This is a genomic window from Sporosarcina sp. P29 (assembly GCF_002743265.1).
In the GTDB taxonomy this organism is placed as follows: Bacteria; Bacillota; Bacilli; order Bacillales_A; family Planococcaceae; genus Sporosarcina.
Genome location: NZ_PDYX01000002.1, coordinates 84,399 through 101,244 on the forward strand (window position 1 = coordinate 84,399; position 16,846 = coordinate 101,244).

Consider the following 16,846-nt stretch of genomic DNA (forward strand, 5'->3'; position numbering starts at 1 on the left):
CCGCTGTTTCTCTCCTATTATCGTAAGTCATCTAAATGGCAAATTCTACATTTACTTAAATTTTCACGCAAAATGATACTTCTGAACGATGCTTTCTACCTATTTCGACTTTATTCTCTTTTCTTTACATCGAACACATATACGAAAAAAAGCAGCCTGTGCATTTTAGGCACAGGCTACTTTTTCACTTCTCATTCGTTCTCATCGTTTTTAGGAATAGCGCGGCCCCTTTTTCCGGCTCGTCCACGAACATATGCGTAATAGCACCGACAAACTTACCATTTTGGATCACAGGACTCCCACTCATGCCTTGCAAGATCCCGCCTGTCTTGCTCAGCAGTTTCTGGTCAGTCAATAGGATGTGGAATTGTTCTTCTTCTATCTTCGTTATTTGGATGGTGAATTTCTCTACAGTCGAACCTTCTACCGTAGTGTAAATTTCTGCAGGGCCGATCATCAATTCAAACGGTTGCATAATTTCAAGGGGTTCAGCCAACACTTTATTATTAGCCTTTTTCCAATGACCAAATATTCCATAGACATTATTGATTTGAATATTTCCAAGCAAATTATTCTGATCAATAATGGAAGAAATTTTGTAACCTGGAATTCCTGGAGAGCTCTTCTTGATCTGGCTGATTTCAGATAAATAAATCGCGCCTTTTTCAAAAGACGGAGCAGACTGTAACGTACTATCAATAATCTGGTGCCCCAGCGCACCATACGTGCCACTTTCCGGGTCGACATACGTCAACGTCCCCGTACCTTCCGTTCGATCCTTCAGAAAGGGTGTGACGCGCTTAATGAGCGACCGATCTGCTTCAATGGTTTCGTTCTTCCCATTACGCAAAACGTCGAGTATCATCGTAGCGCTATCTTTTTGTAAAGCCCGTTCAAAATGAACAAGTTGCTTCGTATCCGTACCGTTCAATTGGCGAATTATATCGCCTTTTTTTAGCCATTCCTGCTGACTCACCTTGACGTCACTCGTTACATAAATCCCACTCAAATCCATTTGGATACCAATGGAGTCACCCATCGGTATGAGCGTTTCTTCATTTGCTAATGAAATTCCAGGCACTAGGCAGAGCATCAGGACGAGCGCTAAGAGCGTTTTGAAAGATTTATTCCATCCCATGTTTCACCTCCTCAACGAAAGATACCTTTGGTATGTCCTTTCGAAGAGAAAGTATGAAAGGGTAAAATAAACAGTGCCCATTCCTAGGGGAAACGTTATGATTTCAAGCTTTATTTACGGAATTCTTGTTTACGTTGATCGGCTAGAACCAAAAGTTCTTCAGCATGCTGAAGCGTCAATGTGGTAATTTCTGCACCAGAAAGCATACGAGATAATTCCTCGGTACGTTCTGTTTTCATCACATCATGAATCGCTGTAGTTGTTCGTCCATCATGCACTTCTTTTTTAATGAGATAATGATGATCTGCCATTGCAGCCACTTGCGGTAAATGTGAAATACATAACACTTGCGAATGACTGGAGATCATGGAAATTTTTTCCGCAATGGATTGCGCTACACGTCCACTGACTCCGGTATCCACTTCATCAAAAATAATCGATGTGACACCTTGATGTTGAGAAAAAATTGTTTTCAACGCCAGCATCATTCGTGATAATTCGCCACCAGACGCCACTCGTACCAATGGTTTAAGCGGTTCGCCCAAGTTGGTTGAAATCGTAAATACTACTTCATCAAATCCATTAGCGTCAAATTGACGAGGTTGTTTTTGCTGAATTTGTACTTTAAATGTAGCTTTTTCCATATATAACTGTTTTAACTGCTCTTCAATCCCTTTTTCTAGAGACAGTGCCTCTTTTTTACGGATAATCGATAATTCATTCGCTTCTATTTCAAGATCTTCTACGTATTGTGCCAATAATTCTTGATTTTGATGCAATCTTTCGTCACGATTGACAAGTTGATCGAGCGCATCAGCAATTTTATCTCGATAAATTAAAATATCTTCAAGTGATTTGCCATATTTTCGTTTCAACGTCAAAAATAATGCTAATCGATCTTCGACGAACTCCAATCGATCCGGCTGGAATTCCATACCATCGATCATCCTTTTTAAATCATGCGAAACGTCTTGAAGCGCATAAAATGAAGAGTTAACCGTTTCAGACATCGTTTTAAGATCTTCATCAATTGAAGCAGCTTCTTCAAGATCACTCATTGAATTGCCAACCCAATCGAGTCCATGCGACTCTAAAGACAATGCTTCATAAGACGTATTCAAGCGATCAAATAGCCGATTAAAATGTTGGAGCTTTACGAGTTCAGACTCCAACTCTTCTTCTTCACCGATCATCAAATTCGCTGCATCGATTTCTTCTAATTGGAATTTGTATAAATCAATTTTCTGGGCAATTTGCTGTTCATCTTGTGTTTTAGCCGCAATGAGTTGCTGGAGTTTTTTATATTTATCATATAACTCGGTATATGTTGACATCGCACGTTCAATTGGCTCGCCAATAAAAAAATCTAGCAAATGAATATGACGTTTTTCATTCATTAATTCTTGGTTTTCATGCTGTCCGTGAATATCAATCAGCATAGCGCCAATCTCACGCAATATAGCAATTGTCACGAGTTTACCATTGACGCGACAAACAGATTTTCCACTGGCACTTATATCCCGGCGTAAAATCACAATACCTTCTTCGGTATCAATGCCAAATTCCGTCAACTTCTCCGTTACATTTTCAATATTTTTATCAATCGTGAAAAGTCCTTGAAGTTCAGCCTTTTTTGCACCATGGCGAATAAATTCCTGTGAGCCTCGTCCGCCAGCGAGCAGCTGGACAGCGTCAATAATAATGGACTTCCCAGCACCCGTTTCACCAGTCAGCACCGTTAGACCGTCGTCAAATGTGATTTCAAGTTGTTCAATAATAGCAAAGTTTTTAATCGAAAGTTCGCTTAACAAAGAAATCCTCACCTCGCTTATAGCATTGATAATAATTTATCTTTTACGTATTCTGTCTGAGATTCTTCACGACAAATGATCAAACATGTATCGTCGCCGCAAATCGTTCCTAGCATTTCATCCCAGTCCAAGTTATCGACAAGTGATCCAACCGCCTGCGCATTACCCGGAAGCGTTTTCAACATGATAAAATGACTGGCACTATCGATGCCCACAAACGCGTCTTCAAGCATACGCTTCAATTTCTCTTCCGTATTATAGCGATGGATAGGAGGTAGACTGTATTTATAATTGCCTGAAGGTGAAGGCACTTTAATCAAGTGCATTTCTTTAATATCACGTGAAACCGTAGCCTGTGTGACATCGGCACCCGCAGCTTTTAGACTTTCGACTAGCTGATCTTGCGTTTCTATTTCACGGTTCGTAATAATCTCTCTAATACGTAAATGTCGTTGTCCTTTATTCAATTTTATTCACTCCGATTCTGTTGAGTCCATAAACAAAATTATACTAATCATCTAAAAAACGCGCAACTCATTGCGCGTTATGTTAAATCATTATGTGCCTGTTTGATTAATTGCTTGAAATCTTCCGTTGTAAAATCGGTGACCGCGTCGTCTTCGGCTACTAAATAATACAAGAACTCAATATTGCCTTCTCCACCTGTGACAGGCGAGTACGTAGCACCTTTAACGGAAAATCCTTCCACCACTGCCATCGCAGCAATTTTTTCCAACACTTCTAGATGGATCGCTGGATCGCGGACAATTCCTTTTTTACCCACTTTATCTTTACCCGCTTCAAATTGAGGCTTCACTAGTGCCACCACTTGACCACCGGGTACGATAATGTTCTTTAGTGCAGGTAAAATCAATGATAATGAAATGAATGAAACGTCAATTGTAGCGACTTCCGGTAACCCTTCTGTAAACAAATCAACAGTCGCATGACGGAAATTCTGTCGCTCCATCACCGTTACTTGTTCGTGCTGACGGATTTTCCAAGCAAGTTGGTTATACCCAACATCCAGTGCGTAACAATGTTTCGCACCGTTTTGCAGTGCACAATCCGTGAAGCCACCCGTAGAAGCCCCAATATCAAGAACCATCTTTTCTTTCACAGAAATAGGAAAAGACTCTAACGCCTTTTCCAATTTCAAGCCACCACGACTTACATATTTAATCGCAGGTCCTTTTACAGTTAACGGGGCATCAACCGCAATTTTCTCCCCTGCTTTTTCAATTCTTGCTGTATCAGAATAAACGAGTCCCGCCATGATGGATCGTTTCGCTTGTTCACGGGATTCTGTTAATCCACGCTCTACTAGCAATAAATCCACTCGCTCTTTTTTTATAGATGTACTCATACTTTCGCTCTTTCCGTTGCTTGTTGAATAGCCGCTGCTGTAACTTCAGCTACGTGATCGGGTGTCATATGGATTTCAACAAGTAATTTATCGACACTACCGTGTTCAACGAATTCATCTGGAATACCGATTCTTTCGAAGATCGTTCCCGTATGACCCACTTGTTCTGCATATTCCAACACGCCACTACCGAATCCTCCAGCAAGTACAGCTTCTTCGATTGTAATGATTGGTTTACCTTTAGCAAATAGCTCATCCAGTAAATCGGTATCCATTGGCTTAATGAAACGCGCATTGACAATCGCCACATTTTTACCTTGTAGCTTCAATTGTTCAGCAGCCGAGAACGCCATTGGAATTGTCGTACCGAATGTTAAGATCGTTGCATCTTCACCTTCTTGCAACACTTCCCATGTACCAATTGGAATGGTATGAAGTTGTTCATCCATTGGAACACCATACCCATTGCCACGTGGAAAACGAAGTGCAATCGGACCTTCATCATAATCGATAGCTGTCTTCACCATATGTTGGCCTTCATTCTCATCTTTCGGCATCATAATGACCAAGTTCGGCAAATGTCGCAAGAATGCAATATCAAACACACCGTGATGTGTTTCTCCATCTGCTCCAACAAGTCCTGAACGGTCAATACCAATAAAGACATTAAGCTTCTGACGCGTAATATCATGCAACATTTGATCGTATGCACGTTGTAGGAATGTCGAATAAATCGCAAGGAATGGCTTCATTCCAGTAGCCGCAAGTCCCGCAGCCATAGTCGTCGCATGTTGTTCCGCAATCCCTACATCGAAAAATCGATCTGGGAATTCCGCTGCGAATGATTCAAGTTTCGACCCTACAGGCATAGCAGGCGTAATCGCGACAATACGTCGGTCTTCTCTCGCAAGCTTACGCACCGTTTCCGAAACTAAAGCACTCCAAGCAGGGCCGTTTACAGGGGATTTCACAAAATCTCCTGTTTCGATCTTATAAGGTCCCGTACCATGCCATGTACCAATTTTATCTAACTCGGCAGGGCTATAGCCTTTCCCTTTTTTCGTAATCACATGAAGTAATACCGGTCCTTCCATCTTCTTTGCGTATTGAAGAGAACGTTCCAATTCCACAAAGTCATGGCCGTCAATCGGTCCTAAATACGTGAATCCAAGCTCCTCAAAGAAGACCCCGTTCACTACTAAATATTTCAAACTGTCTTTCACACGTTCCGCAGCCGTTGCGACTCTTCCGCCTACTGCTGGAATTTTACGCAATAAGAATTCCAGTTCGTCTTTCACGTTATTATACTTACCAGCCGTACGTAATTTCCCGAGAATCGAGTGCAATGCGCCAACATTCGGTGCGATAGACATTTCATTGTCATTTAGAATAACCGTGAGATTTGTCTTCTCGTGTCCAATATGGTTCAAAGCTTCAAGTGCCATGCCGCCCGTTAATGCACCATCACCAATGATCGGGATGACAAAACTTTTTTCCTTTTTAATATCTCGTGCAACAGCCATTCCCATAGCCGCCGACAAAGATGTCGAACTATGGCCGGTTTCCCATACGTCATGTATGCTCTCCGCCATCTTCGGAAATCCGCTCAATCCTTTATATTTTCTAAGAGTATCAAACTCGCCAGCTCGGCCTGTGAGAATTTTATGGACATATGACTGATGTCCTACATCCCATAAAAATTTGTCGGTTGGACTGTCGAATATTTTATGCAACGCAATCGTTAATTCGACAACACCCAGGTTCGGTCCGATATGCCCGCCAGTTACCGATAAATTTTCAATTAGAAAATGACGAATATCTGCCGCCAGTGATTCCAACTGTTCTTTATCGAGCTCTTTTATAAAAGATGGATTGGTAATCTTTGTTAGATCCATCATGATCACACACCTTCATCAAGTAAGTAGGTCTTTCTATTCGTACGTTCGCACTATCTCTTGTTCAGTAGTCCAAGTAGTTGCTGTTTGTTTTCTACATTATAACAGTAACAACGTGCGACACAAATATAACGGTCCCAAATTACATATTTCGCTCAATAATGTAATCTGCTAACAACTGCAACATAGACTCCCCTAAGCCAATGGAGTGCAACGCATGTAAAGCTTCCTCATGACGTGCTTTTAATTGCTCGCGAGCCCCGTCTAACCCGAGCAATGAAGGGTACGTCGACTTTTCGCTTGAAGTATCGCTGTTTGCTGGTTTACCGAGTTGCTCGGTAGTTGCTGTTACATCCAAAATGTCGTCCTGGATTTGGAATGCCAACCCAATGTTTCGAGAGAATCGGCGAAGTTGCTCGCGCTGTTCATCAGTAGCCTGTGCTAGCACAGCACCCGCTTCAATACAGTATGAGAGTAATGCGCCCGTTTTATGAATATGGACTTCTTCCAATTCTGCTAGAGGCAATAATTGATGTTCACCTTTCATATCAAGGACTTGTCCCTTGACCATCCCTTGTGCACCCGAAGCTTTCGCCAGTAATCCAACGAGTTCAATCGCTGCTGCTGGTGGTGTTTCTCGAAGATCTGCGAGCGCTTGGAATGCCATTGCCTGCATCGCATCTCCAGAAAGCGTCGCCACATCTTCGCCGTACACTTTATGGTTAGTAGGTTTCCCTCTTCTAAAATCATCATCATCCATGCAAGGTAGATCGTCATGGATCAATGAATATGTATGTATCAATTCGACAGAAGACGCCACTTTTACTGCATCTGCCGAATCTTTTTTCATATCAAATAAAACGGCCATAACCAGCAACGGACGAATCCGTTTGCCACCCGCTTCTACGGAATACATCATAGATTCGTGTAAAACGTCTGGAATATCAGACTTCGCCAGTTGGTTCTTCAATTCGCGTTCAATCTCAGGAATCATTTCATCGACAAACGCTTGCAATGTTTCATTCATTCGACTCACCTGCTGTTGGATCAAATGAGGATTCGTTACCCTCTTGATCAATCATACGAATCAATTGTTTCTCTGCATTCTGCAATTTCTTCTGACAATAGGCTGAGAGCTCCATCCCTTGTTTATACAACGTGATCGTATCATCCAAAGGCGCTTCTCCAGCCTCCAACTTCTGTACAATTTCTTCTAACTGGTGCATTGCCTGCTCGAATTGCATATTTTTATCTTCTGCCATCCTTACTCGACCTCCTTTGGAATGATTCCTTCTACTATAGTGGAAATAGATCCGTCTGCTAATTGAAGCGTTACTTGATCACCGCTAGCTACATCGTTTATAGATTTAATCACTTCATGATCTTTATAACCAATTGAAAAGCCTCTTTCCATTACTTGTAACGGGTTCAAGGCTTGCATCATGCGCATCAGTGCAACAAAGTGTTGCTGACGCTGTTTAATCGTGTGTTCGGCAGCACGACTTAAACGCATTTCGAGTTGTTTCGTCTGTTGCTGTTCAAGCTGTATACGTCTAATCGGTGTGTAGTACTGAAAACCTGCATATAAACGATCGAAGTTCATCCGTTTTCCCTGAACGACTGCTTCACTGCTACGTTGCAAACGATCTTCGAGATTATCGAGTTTCTCGATGAACGGCCGATATAATCGTTCCGGATATTGCAGCGGATAGGCGGCTTGAGCCGTTTCTAAACGCTTATTCAACTGTTTAATTAAAGTCTGTACCGCTAGATAAATCGAACGCTGTTGATTTTTTAGATGTTGGAATAATTGAAGCTGATCCGGCACCGCCAGTTCTGCTGCTGCAGTTGGCGTTGGTGCACGTAAATCCGCCACAAAGTCCGCTATTGTCGTATCGGTTTCATGTCCGACTGCACTGATGATCGGAATCCGACTTGAGAAGATAGCACGTGCAACGTCTTCTTCATTAAATGCCCAAAGATCTTCAATGGAACCCCCACCTCGGCCAACAATCAATACATCGACATTCGCCATTTCATTCGCTTGTTCAATCGCTTTGACAATCGAAGGAACAGCTGTGCGTCCTTGCACGAGAGCAGGAAACAGGTACATCTCCGCCATCGGAAAGCGTCGGTTAATTGTCGAATACATATCACGTAGCGCAGCACCTGATTCAGCTGTGATAAGGCCGATTCGTTGTGGTACTTGCGGAATAGGTTGCTTGAATCTTTCTTCAAACAATCCTTCTTGCTGAAGCTTCTTTTTCAACTGTTCAAAAGCTAGATACAGCGCCCCAATACCATCCGGCTCCATGGTTTGTACATAGAGTTGGTACGACCCTGCCGTTTCAAACACCGTCACATCACCTGTGATCAGTACATTCATACCGTTTTCAGGCTTAAATTGAAGTGTGTTGGAACGAGAACGGAACATGGCCGCCTGAATTCTCGTCTTATCGTCTTTCAATGTGAAATAAATATGGCCAGACGGATGTAGCTTAACGTTCGACAATTCACCTTTTACATAGACGTTTCGTAAATGTGGATCTGCGTCAAATTTACGTTTGACATATTTCGTTAGCGCTTGAACGGTTAAAAAAGTTTGATTGGACATGTTTCCGTCACCTGCCCTTTTATGTATAGAGAGGCGCTCATGAAGAGCGTCTCTCGTTTAGAATTACTTATTTTGCGTACGTGCCTTTAATTTGTTCTCCGCACTTTCGACGGTGTTTTTCAACAACATCGTAATCGTCATCGGACCTACTCCACCTGGTACAGGTGTAATAGCACTAGCTTGTTTCTCAGCTGATTCATAATCAACATCTCCACATAGCTTGCCGTTTTCATCACGGTTCATACCGACGTCAATAACGACTGCGCCTTCTTTAATGTAATCCCCTGTAATGAACTTAGCCATACCAATTGCGACGATTAAAATATCTGCTTGTTGCGTGAATTTCTTCAAGTCTTCTGTACGGGAGTGACAATACGTTACCGTTGCATCTTTTTGCAAAAGAAGTTGTCCCATCGGTTTCCCTACGATATTACTTCTACCAATAATCACCGCGTGCTTGCCAGCGATATCTACGTTGGAACGCTCAAGCAGCTGCATAATGCCATATGGTGTGCATGGCAAAAAAGTTTCTTGACCAATCAGCATTTTCCCAACATTCATTGGATGGAATCCATCGACATCTTTTTCAGGGCTAATCGCACGGATGACTTTATTTTCATCAATATGTTTTGGTAATGGCAATTGCACCAAAATACCATCGATCGTATCGTCCTGATTGAGCTTCTCTACTTCAGCAAGAAGATCTTCTTCCGATACAGTTTCCGGCAATTTAGTAAGCACGGATTTCATACCCGCTTCCTTGCTGGACTTCTCTTTGTTTTTCACGTACGTTTCAGACGCTGAATTTTCTCCAACTAAAATAACAGCTAGTCCAGGTTGAACCCCTTGCGCGACTAAAGAAGCGACTTCTTCTTTTAATTCGTTCCGGATTTCCTGTCCTATTGCTTTTCCATCAATCTTTTTACTAGACATGATTTTCCCACCAAACTTTTTTTATTTGTACTGAAAGTTTATCGAGCTCAAGCTTGCTACTAGTAGTGACGATTTCGGTTATTGGAATTTAGAAAGTACCCCATTAACAAAACGGCCTGACTTTTCGTCACCAAACGTCTTGCATAGCTCAATCGCTTCGTTCATGATGACCCGATTCGGAACTTCTTCATTATGAAGTAGTTCATAGACAGCCAATCGTAACACTGTTCTTTCGATCTTCGGCAATCTGTCGATGGTCCAGTTTTCCAATTTATTTGTGATTTCACTGTCGATTTCTGTCAAATGTTCCGCTGTACCTCGAACTAGTTGTTCGTAGAATGAATCCAGTGGTGTTTCCACGATATACCCTATCGCTTCGTCCACGTTCATCTCACTATTGTCCAGCTGAAACAGTGTTTGAATTGCTTTTTCACGTGCTTCTCGTCGTTTCATAATCGTTATCTCCTCTACCGCTCATCTTCAAAACCTAATGATATCACAAAACGCAGGAAAAGAACTAGTGGAATCAAGCGATTTTATGTCACCAGTTTTCATTTTCGGTCAAGATGTTCATAAATAGTTGAGTAAGGGATAGCTGATAACGATGGATGCACCGTTGATCAACATTTCAGATGGACACTTCCGGATGTAAATTTCCACTTACGACCAACAATTTGTTGGAGTTTTAAGTGTAAGTTGCGGATGAAGAGCGAGGGCTGAAGTCAGTATCGCTCATTCATTCATCAAAGCGCTCATAGTTGATGCGTATCCGCTCTATCATCACCATCAACTGCTCTATCAGATTCCGCAACCGCTCATAACTTTGCGCCAACCGATCTATCATCGCTTGTAACCGCTCAATGCCCACCGACTCTCTATTAGTCTCACCATGTTTCTCCAACTCACACATCAAAAAAACTGAAGACAAACCTACTAGGAGGTCTGTCTTCAGTTAAACTATCATTCACTAAGATTCGTTCAGTCCTCGAAATGAATGCCTGTTATGTGGACATTCACTTCATGTGTATGAAGCGAAGTCATATTCAAAATAGCTTGACGAATTTCGTTTTGAATCTTCGCCGCAATCGTAGGGATGGAATGGCCATACTCGATAATGCAATACACATCGATTTTTAGTCCTTCGTCTGCCCATTCGGTTTTTACACCTTTTCCGTACATCACTTTACCCAACTTCTCCGCAACACCTGACGCGAAATTCCCTTGGGTAGCAATCACTCCACTTACTTCTGACGTGGCGATGCCAATGATGACTTCGAGTACTTCAGGTGCGAGTTGGACTCGTCCGAGTTCAGCATCTCCAGACGGTGTCATTCCGACAAACGAGGCATTTGTTTTATCAGCCATTACACTTCTCCTCCAATTATTTCATGACGTCGTACTTTTCTAAAAACTTTGTATCAAAATCGCCAGACTGGAATATTTCGTGATCCATTAAGTTCGCGTGGAAAGGAATCGTTGTATGGACGCCTTCAACTACGAACTCATCTAGTGCACGCTTCATCCGAGCGACCGCTTGCTCACGCGTATCCGCATGAACGATCAGCTTTGCGACCATTGAGTCGTAAAACGGTGGAATCGTATAGCCCGGGTACACTGCTGAGTCAACACGTACGCCAAAGCCGCCTGGAGGTAGATACATAGTTACTTTACCGGGTGATGGCATGAAATTCTTTTCAGGATTTTCTGCGTTGATCCGGCATTCAATAGACCAGCCATTGAATGTAATATCTTCTTGTTTAAACGCTAATTCTTCGCCTGAAGCTACTTTTAGCTGTTGTTGAATCAAATCGATTCCTGTGATCATTTCTGTTACAGGGTGTTCTACTTGAATTCGTGTATTCATTTCCATGAAATAGAACTTTTGATTGATATGATCAAAAATGAATTCTACAGTACCTGCACCGCGATAGTTACAAGCTTTAGCCGCTTTAACAGCCGCTTCACCCATTTCCGCGCGTAGTTCAGGGCTCAACGCAGGAGATGGAGCTTCCTCGACAAGCTTTTGCATACGGCGTTGGATAGAACAGTCACGCTCACCTAAGTGAATCGCGTTGCCATATTTATCAGCCAATACTTGTACTTCTACGTGACGGAATACTTCGATATACTTCTCGATATAGACGCCTGGATTACCGAATGCCGCAGCCGCTTCTTTTTGTGTGATTTTAACGCCTTTAACTAGCTCGTCTTCATCACGTGCTACACGAATCCCTTTACCGCCACCACCGGCTGTTGCTTTGATGATCACGGGGAATCCAAGTTCATTCGCAATTTTGAGTGCATGGTCCGCGTCATCCACTATGCCATCAGAACCAGGAACGATCGGAACTCCTGCAGATGCCATTGTATTACGTGCAACATCTTTTGTACCCATTTTAGAAATAGCTTCCGCTGTAGGGCCGATAAATTCGATATTTACTTCTTCACAAAGTTCCGCGAAGCTCGCGTTCTCTGCAAGGAAACCATAACCAGGATGGATCCCGTCACAGTCAGTTGCTTTTGCCGCACTGATGACGTTTGAGAAATTCAAATAACTTTCAGTTGATAGACGCGGTCCGATACAAACTGATTCGTCTGCCAGTTGAACGTGTAGCGCTTCAGCATCAGCTTCAGAATAAACAGCTACTGTTTTAATACCCATTTCTTTACACGCACGAATAATCCGTACGGCAATTTCTCCACGATTTGCAATTAATACTTTTTTCATTAGATACTCCCCCTTAGTTTTCTCTAACAAGGAATAAAGGCTGTCCGTATTCCACAAGTTGACCGTCTTGCACTAAGATTTCAACGATTTCACCATTTACTTCTGATTCGATTTCGTTGAATAATTTCATTGCTTCTACGATACAAACGATGGATTCAGCTGTTACTTTATCACCTTTTTTAACGAATGCTTCTGCGTCAGGTGATGAAGCTTGATAGTATGTTCCAACCATAGGGGATGTGATTTTGTGTAGTGTTTCATCAGTTGCTACTTCAGCTGCCGGAGCTTCTGGTGCTACTGTTGGAGTAGGAGCTGCTACCGCTACAGGTGCTGCTGGAGCTTGAACTGGAGCAGGTGCTGCTTGTGGTGTTTGAGGTGCTTCTGTAACCGTTGTCACGGCTTGTCCGCCACTTTTCTCTAGTTTAATCTTCCCTCCATCTGATTCCAATGAGAACTTCTGGATGGATGATTGATCAATAAGCTTAATAATTTCTCGAATTTCTTGAATTTTCAACATATCTGATTCTCCTAACTAAATTTTCTTGCTATCGTATACTATGATAGTCGTTTTATTGTAAATTTGGAATAGCAAAGACACAAATTATTCTATTATTCTTGAAAAACACGCATTAGTTGCAAATTTTATGACAAATTATTCAAATAAACGCCAATGTGTTATCCGCAAGTATTATAAGGTTGACTAATACACGTGAAATATGACTTAAACCATACAGCTTTTAAATTTTCTAATTTTTCTATGTAAAAAAAGGAAGCCACTTGGACTTCCTTTCTGTCATTATTCTTTTGTCTCTGCAAAATCTACTTTAACTGTTTGCGCGCCATCCCAACTCGACATAACATACTGTGTAATTTCATCCGCCATTTTCGGTGAATGGCTTTCGTTTGATAATACTGTTACGTTGACTCGGTCACCATCTCCGCGTACAAATACTTCAGGGTAACCAAGAGCTGCAATTTGCATCTCCATTAACGCTTCTGTAGAACTTACTTTTCGTAAATCCGCAATTTCATTAAATATTTCATTTTTCTCTTCAGCGGAGAAATCAGAAGAAGTCATTTTCTCTGTCAACTGTTGCACTGTCTCGCTGCGTTCATTACGTACTTCCATACGCATATCCTGGAAAATATACGATTCAGCAAAGACCGGCTTCACTTCCTCCGACTTGCCTTCCTTTTCGAGTAGATTCGTTGCGTCCTTTGTTTCTTTCGTGAAGATCGCAATTCCGTCAAACGGCATTGGCGCTTCCTTCTTCACGTAGTAGATTGAAATCACTGCGACTAGACTGAGTAATGTTAAAAACCAAACTGTTCGTTTATTGGCTTTCATGTTGATTCCCCCTTTTCTTCATTTCCACGATGACGATACGATGTTCAGGCAATTGTAGGACGTTGGCTAGGAGTTGCGAAAGCCCGTTTCGTACAGCCGGATCTTCTGCCCCTTCCGCTACGACGAGTAAGCCTTGCAAAGGTGATTGGCTTTTCACAGCGGATGAAGCGGAGAAATAATTAGCTAACGGGCTTTCCTCTTCCTTTTCATCGTAATGAAAATACACCTTCACATTCCCTAGTCCTTCCATTTGTTCAAGTGTTTCTTCAAGTGTTGACAGCATGCGCTTCTCTTCTTTTTTCTGTTTCTCCCCTCCTACATTCGCCGTACTGGTGATGTATAAAACGCTAACCACCATAACCATCAAACCGATCATGATCAATCGGGGTTTCCCTGTGGGCTTTTCCAAGTTTCATCACCATCTCAACGTGAATTAACTAAAATGAATTCTACATTTGCATAATATGTAGCGTCACAGTAACTTATGACTTGCGAATTGTAGAATATATTGCAAGATCCATATTCCAATCGCCACTTTACACAAAGGAATCATCATTCTTTCCATCTCACGGCTCGCCAGCAACTGAATAATTAGCGCAAGGACTACCAAGTTTGCCAGCCCCACTAAAAATACTTCCATCCACTGACCTCATTTCCCGAGCGTCATCAGTTTAATGAACATCACAATGAAAATCGTTGTATAGATGAAAGCGAATGTCAGTAAAAATGAAATGGCGCATAACACAAACAATGTACGACCGATATCGTCCAATAAACCGCATACTTCCCTTTGCGAAAACGGTTCGATGATTGCTGCGGTCCATCTAAATAAAAAAGCAATACATAGAATCCTAACCGCCGGCAATAGCGCTATCGTCCAGATCGATACGAGCAGCCAAACACTCATGTAAGCCGTGGCGCCTGAAGAGTAACGGCCGATTGATCCGAGCGTATCCGTCAACAATGAACCAATGACAGGAATATTATTCTTGATCAGCTCTTTCAGTGGCTCATTCAAAGCTCCATTCATCGTCCAGGACAACGCACCACCTGCTGTGATGAAAATCGAATACGCTGCAACCATGGCAGAAACAAGCGCAAGCAATGACGTACGCAATAAATCTGCCATTTTCGTGAAAGCAATTTCCGGCACCAATCGCGTAAAGATATCGAACAACAGCGCCGTCAATAACACCGGCAACAGGAACTTGTCTGCAAAAACGACTGCTCCTTGCGCAAATAACAGCATAGCGGGTTGGAAATTCAAGACGCCGAACGTTGCACCTGAAGCCAAAATCATCGCGGCAATTAGCGGATACATACCAAGGAATAAAGAAGCTATCGTATGCGTGATAACTTGAATCTGCTCGAAACTTTCCCTAGCCGGTTCAATCAGCAACACTAAAATGAGGATGAGCAACAGAAACCTCGTCCACTTTTGAAACGCCGGAAGAAAGAAATCGACAAGTGAAGCAATGAGCAACATAATGAGCAACAAGAAAAATGGTCCGATAATACCTGCGATACTTTCCTGCAGAAAATTCAGCATAGATGTCTCGTCCATTCATTTTTGTTAGGATTCGTTCACCAGGGAATGAACGCGTGAATCGTCTCGATCAATTGCGTGATATACGGCAGCCACAATGTCATGATGACTACTTTCATAGTGGTCTGAAACAGCTGCCCGAATGCCCCGTACCCCTCATCTTTCATTTGAAGCGACAGAACCTCCGCTACATAATACAGACCTGCACTCACCACTAGCAGCGTCGCATAAGGCGACGGTAACTTTTCCGTCAGTGCTAACAACGTCGAACCGAATGGTACAAGGACCGTAAATAATACATATACCGTGACAAGTAAGAATAGCGCGGTATAGAGAATGGGATGCAGGGCGGGTGCAGCAAATGAAAGCAGAAGCAGCAAGAGATACACGACAAATAATTGAAAGAGAATCGCCATTTACATCGCCATGGATAGCCAGCTAAAGAATTCCGTGATCTCCGTGAAGAATATTCTGAGGAACATCAACAATTCGATCGAGATATACAGATAGGCTAAGAAAAATAGGAAAAACGAGAAATCCTTCTTGCCTGTTTGCTCGAAGAACACGTGAAGTACCCCAATCACCAATCCGACGCCGGCGATGCGCAATAAATCATTCAGTTCCATCCCGCTACGCCTCCTCCATAGTCCACTCTATGAAGTATGCTTGTTAGATATGCAAAAGTTTAAAAGTATAAGCGGCATTGTTGATTGAAAGAGATAAGGCGGAGTTTTTGTTGGGGTTGGGATTTGCGCTTCGGAGGGGATGCTTTCCTAGAGGGCTTGCAGTGAGCGAACCACTCACATTGAACTAATATTTATTAAAGATTTAGTTCTTGAACTCATTTCCACGCAAAAAAGGATGCCCCATTTCTGGGGCATCCTTGTTACGTATTTACTTACGCGCGGGAAACGTATTCCGCTTCTTCTGTATTGATGACCAACATATCCCCTTGGTTAACGAAGAATGGCACTTGTACGACAACGCCAGTTTCCATCTTAGCTGGCTTAGAACCGCCACTCGCTGTGTCACCTTTGATTCCAGGCTCTGTTTCAGCTACTTCAAGTGTAACTGTTACTGGCAAGTCAACGCCAAGTACTTCTTCTTTATACGTGATGACGTGAACTTCCATGTTTTCTTTCAAGAACTTTAGTTCATATTCAAGTTGCTTTTCAGAAAGTTCGATTTGCTCGTATGATTCATTATCCATGAATACGTGCATATCTCCGTCCGCATATAAATACTGCATTTTACGGTTGTCAATCTGTGCTCTTGCTACTTTTTCTCCCGCACGGAAAGTCTTTTCGTTCACGTTACCTGAGCGAAGATTACGCAGTTTCGAACGAACGAATGCTGCACCTTTACCTGGCTTTACGTGTTGGAAATCCATTACGCGCCAAATGTCACCATCAACTTCAATTGTTAATCCTGTACGAAATTCGTTTACTGAAATCATTCGTATTCCTC

General features: G+C 42.4%; 20 protein-coding genes. All 20 read right to left on the reverse strand.

The window, feature by feature from the left end; genetic code table 11:
* Positions 1–184: 184 nt before the first annotated feature.
* The 20 genes from CSV68_RS02250 to efp all read right to left on the reverse strand — a co-directional run bounded on the left by CSV68_RS02250 (position 185) and on the right by efp (position 16,835).
* Positions 185–1,138, reverse strand: coding sequence for a SpoIVB peptidase S55 domain-containing protein (locus CSV68_RS02250; protein WP_099633536.1), 954 nt, complete (start codon positions 1,136–1,138; stop codon positions 185–187).
* 110 nt (positions 1,139–1,248) lie between these two features.
* The gene (recN, locus tag CSV68_RS02255; RefSeq protein WP_099633537.1) at positions 1,249–2,949 is read right to left on the reverse strand and encodes a DNA repair protein RecN; all 1,701 of its coding nucleotides are present in this window, start codon (positions 2,947–2,949) and stop codon (positions 1,249–1,251) included.
* Between the two features lie 17 nt (positions 2,950–2,966).
* Entirely contained in the window at positions 2,967–3,416 is a 450-nt protein-coding gene (ahrC, locus tag CSV68_RS02260; protein WP_099633538.1) for a transcriptional regulator AhrC/ArgR, read from the reverse strand.
* A gap of 77 nt (positions 3,417–3,493) precedes the next feature.
* Positions 3,494–4,315 carry a TlyA family RNA methyltransferase gene (locus CSV68_RS02265; RefSeq protein ID WP_099633539.1) on the reverse strand — a complete coding sequence of 274 codons (822 nt, stop codon included), beginning with the start codon at positions 4,313–4,315 and terminating at the stop codon, positions 3,494–3,496.
* Entirely contained in the window at positions 4,312–6,210 is a 1,899-nt protein-coding gene (gene dxs, locus CSV68_RS02270) for a 1-deoxy-D-xylulose-5-phosphate synthase (protein ID WP_099633608.1), read from the reverse strand. Before dxs ends, CSV68_RS02265 begins: the two co-directional genes overlap by 4 nt.
* Positions 6,211–6,352: 142 nt before the next feature.
* Positions 6,353–7,237, reverse strand: a complete 885-nt coding sequence (locus CSV68_RS02275; RefSeq protein ID WP_099661383.1) for a polyprenyl synthetase family protein — start codon at positions 7,235–7,237, stop codon at positions 6,353–6,355.
* The gene (locus tag CSV68_RS02280) at positions 7,230–7,472 is read right to left on the reverse strand and encodes an exodeoxyribonuclease VII small subunit (protein WP_099633541.1); all 243 of its coding nucleotides are present in this window, start codon (positions 7,470–7,472) and stop codon (positions 7,230–7,232) included. The genes CSV68_RS02275 and CSV68_RS02280 overlap by 8 nt, the downstream gene beginning before the upstream one ends.
* Positions 7,473–7,474: 2 nt before the next feature.
* The gene (gene xseA, locus CSV68_RS02285; protein ID WP_099661384.1) at positions 7,475–8,824 is read right to left on the reverse strand and encodes an exodeoxyribonuclease VII large subunit; all 1,350 of its coding nucleotides are present in this window, start codon (positions 8,822–8,824) and stop codon (positions 7,475–7,477) included.
* A 63-nt stretch (positions 8,825–8,887) separates the two neighbouring features.
* Positions 8,888–9,757, reverse strand: a complete 870-nt coding sequence (gene folD / locus CSV68_RS02290) for a bifunctional methylenetetrahydrofolate dehydrogenase/methenyltetrahydrofolate cyclohydrolase FolD (RefSeq protein ID WP_099661385.1) — start codon at positions 9,755–9,757, stop codon at positions 8,888–8,890.
* A 78-nt stretch (positions 9,758–9,835) separates the two neighbouring features.
* A complete protein-coding gene (gene nusB, locus CSV68_RS02295; protein ID WP_099633544.1) occupies positions 9,836–10,210 on the reverse strand; it encodes a transcription antitermination factor NusB in 375 nt (124 codons plus the stop codon).
* Between the two features lie 525 nt (positions 10,211–10,735).
* On the reverse strand, positions 10,736–11,122 hold the full coding sequence (locus CSV68_RS02300) for an Asp23/Gls24 family envelope stress response protein (RefSeq protein ID WP_099633545.1): 387 nt from the start codon (positions 11,120–11,122) through the stop codon (positions 10,736–10,738).
* A 16-nt stretch (positions 11,123–11,138) separates the two neighbouring features.
* Positions 11,139–12,485, reverse strand: a complete 1,347-nt coding sequence (gene accC, locus CSV68_RS02305; protein WP_099633546.1) for an acetyl-CoA carboxylase biotin carboxylase subunit — start codon at positions 12,483–12,485, stop codon at positions 11,139–11,141.
* 13 nt (positions 12,486–12,498) lie between these two features.
* On the reverse strand, positions 12,499–13,002 hold the full coding sequence (accB, locus tag CSV68_RS02310; RefSeq protein WP_099633547.1) for an acetyl-CoA carboxylase biotin carboxyl carrier protein: 504 nt from the start codon (positions 13,000–13,002) through the stop codon (positions 12,499–12,501).
* A gap of 279 nt (positions 13,003–13,281) precedes the next feature.
* Positions 13,282–13,833, reverse strand: coding sequence for a SpoIIIAH-like family protein (locus CSV68_RS02315; protein ID WP_099633548.1), 552 nt, complete (start codon positions 13,831–13,833; stop codon positions 13,282–13,284).
* Positions 13,820–14,215: a hypothetical protein gene (locus tag CSV68_RS02320; RefSeq protein WP_099633549.1), complete on the reverse strand. Its 396-nt coding sequence runs from the start codon at positions 14,213–14,215 to the stop codon at positions 13,820–13,822. Before CSV68_RS02320 ends, CSV68_RS02315 begins: the two co-directional genes overlap by 14 nt.
* A gap of 90 nt (positions 14,216–14,305) precedes the next feature.
* Complete coding sequence (locus tag CSV68_RS17120; RefSeq protein WP_158232130.1) at positions 14,306–14,473, reverse strand: hypothetical protein; 168 nt, start codon at positions 14,471–14,473, stop codon at positions 14,306–14,308.
* Between the two features lie 9 nt (positions 14,474–14,482).
* Entirely contained in the window at positions 14,483–15,382 is a 900-nt protein-coding gene (locus CSV68_RS02325; protein ID WP_158232129.1) for a stage III sporulation protein AE, read from the reverse strand.
* Between the two features lie 35 nt (positions 15,383–15,417).
* A complete protein-coding gene (locus tag CSV68_RS02330; RefSeq protein ID WP_099633551.1) occupies positions 15,418–15,795 on the reverse strand; it encodes a stage III sporulation AC/AD family protein in 378 nt (125 codons plus the stop codon).
* Positions 15,796–16,005 carry a stage III sporulation protein AC gene (locus CSV68_RS02335; RefSeq protein ID WP_099633552.1) on the reverse strand — a complete coding sequence of 70 codons (210 nt, stop codon included), beginning with the start codon at positions 16,003–16,005 and terminating at the stop codon, positions 15,796–15,798.
* Positions 16,006–16,277: 272 nt separating this feature from the next.
* Positions 16,278–16,835, reverse strand: coding sequence for an elongation factor P (gene efp / locus CSV68_RS02340; protein ID WP_099633553.1), 558 nt, complete (start codon positions 16,833–16,835; stop codon positions 16,278–16,280).
* Between the last annotated feature and the right edge of the window lie 11 nt (positions 16,836–16,846).

Bases quoted from the DNA above. Each gene is read 5' to 3' on its own strand.
- accC (WP_099633546.1), bottom strand. From the start codon at position 12,485: ATGAAAAAAGTATTAATTGCAAATCGTGGAGAAATTGCCGTACGGATT.
- CSV68_RS02280 (WP_099633541.1), bottom strand. From the start codon at position 7,472: ATGGCAGAAGATAAAAATATGCAATTCGAGCAGGCAATGCACCAGTTA.
- CSV68_RS02315 (WP_099633548.1), bottom strand. From the start codon at position 13,833: ATGAAAGCCAATAAACGAACAGTTTGGTTTTTAACATTACTCAGTCTA.
- CSV68_RS17120 (WP_158232130.1), bottom strand. From the start codon at position 14,473: ATGGAAGTATTTTTAGTGGGGCTGGCAAACTTGGTAGTCCTTGCGCTA.
- accB (WP_099633547.1), bottom strand. From the start codon at position 13,002: ATGTTGAAAATTCAAGAAATTCGAGAAATTATTAAGCTTATTGATCAA.
- CSV68_RS02265 (WP_099633539.1), bottom strand. From the start codon at position 4,315: ATGAGTACATCTATAAAAAAAGAGCGAGTGGATTTATTGCTAGTAGAG.
- nusB (WP_099633544.1), bottom strand. From the start codon at position 10,210: ATGAAACGACGAGAAGCACGTGAAAAAGCAATTCAAACACTGTTTCAG.
- CSV68_RS02275 (WP_099661383.1), bottom strand. From the start codon at position 7,237: ATGAATGAAACATTGCAAGCGTTTGTCGATGAAATGATTCCTGAGATT.
- CSV68_RS02330 (WP_099633551.1), bottom strand. From the start codon at position 15,795: ATGGCGATTCTCTTTCAATTATTTGTCGTGTATCTCTTGCTGCTTCTG.
- efp (WP_099633553.1), bottom strand. From the start codon at position 16,835: ATGATTTCAGTAAACGAATTTCGTACAGGATTAACAATTGAAGTTGAT.
- CSV68_RS02300 (WP_099633545.1), bottom strand. From the start codon at position 11,122: ATGGCTGATAAAACAAATGCCTCGTTTGTCGGAATGACACCGTCTGGA.
- xseA (WP_099661384.1), bottom strand. From the start codon at position 8,824: ATGTCCAATCAAACTTTTTTAACCGTTCAAGCGCTAACGAAATATGTC.
- CSV68_RS02325 (WP_158232129.1), bottom strand. From the start codon at position 15,382: ATGCTGAATTTTCTGCAGGAAAGTATCGCAGGTATTATCGGACCATTT.
- CSV68_RS02250 (WP_099633536.1), bottom strand. From the start codon at position 1,138: ATGGGATGGAATAAATCTTTCAAAACGCTCTTAGCGCTCGTCCTGATG.
- folD (WP_099661385.1), bottom strand. From the start codon at position 9,757: ATGTCTAGTAAAAAGATTGATGGAAAAGCAATAGGACAGGAAATCCGG.
- CSV68_RS02335 (WP_099633552.1), bottom strand. From the start codon at position 16,005: ATGGAACTGAATGATTTATTGCGCATCGCCGGCGTCGGATTGGTGATT.
- dxs (WP_099633608.1), bottom strand. From the start codon at position 6,210: ATGGATCTAACAAAGATTACCAATCCATCTTTTATAAAAGAGCTCGAT.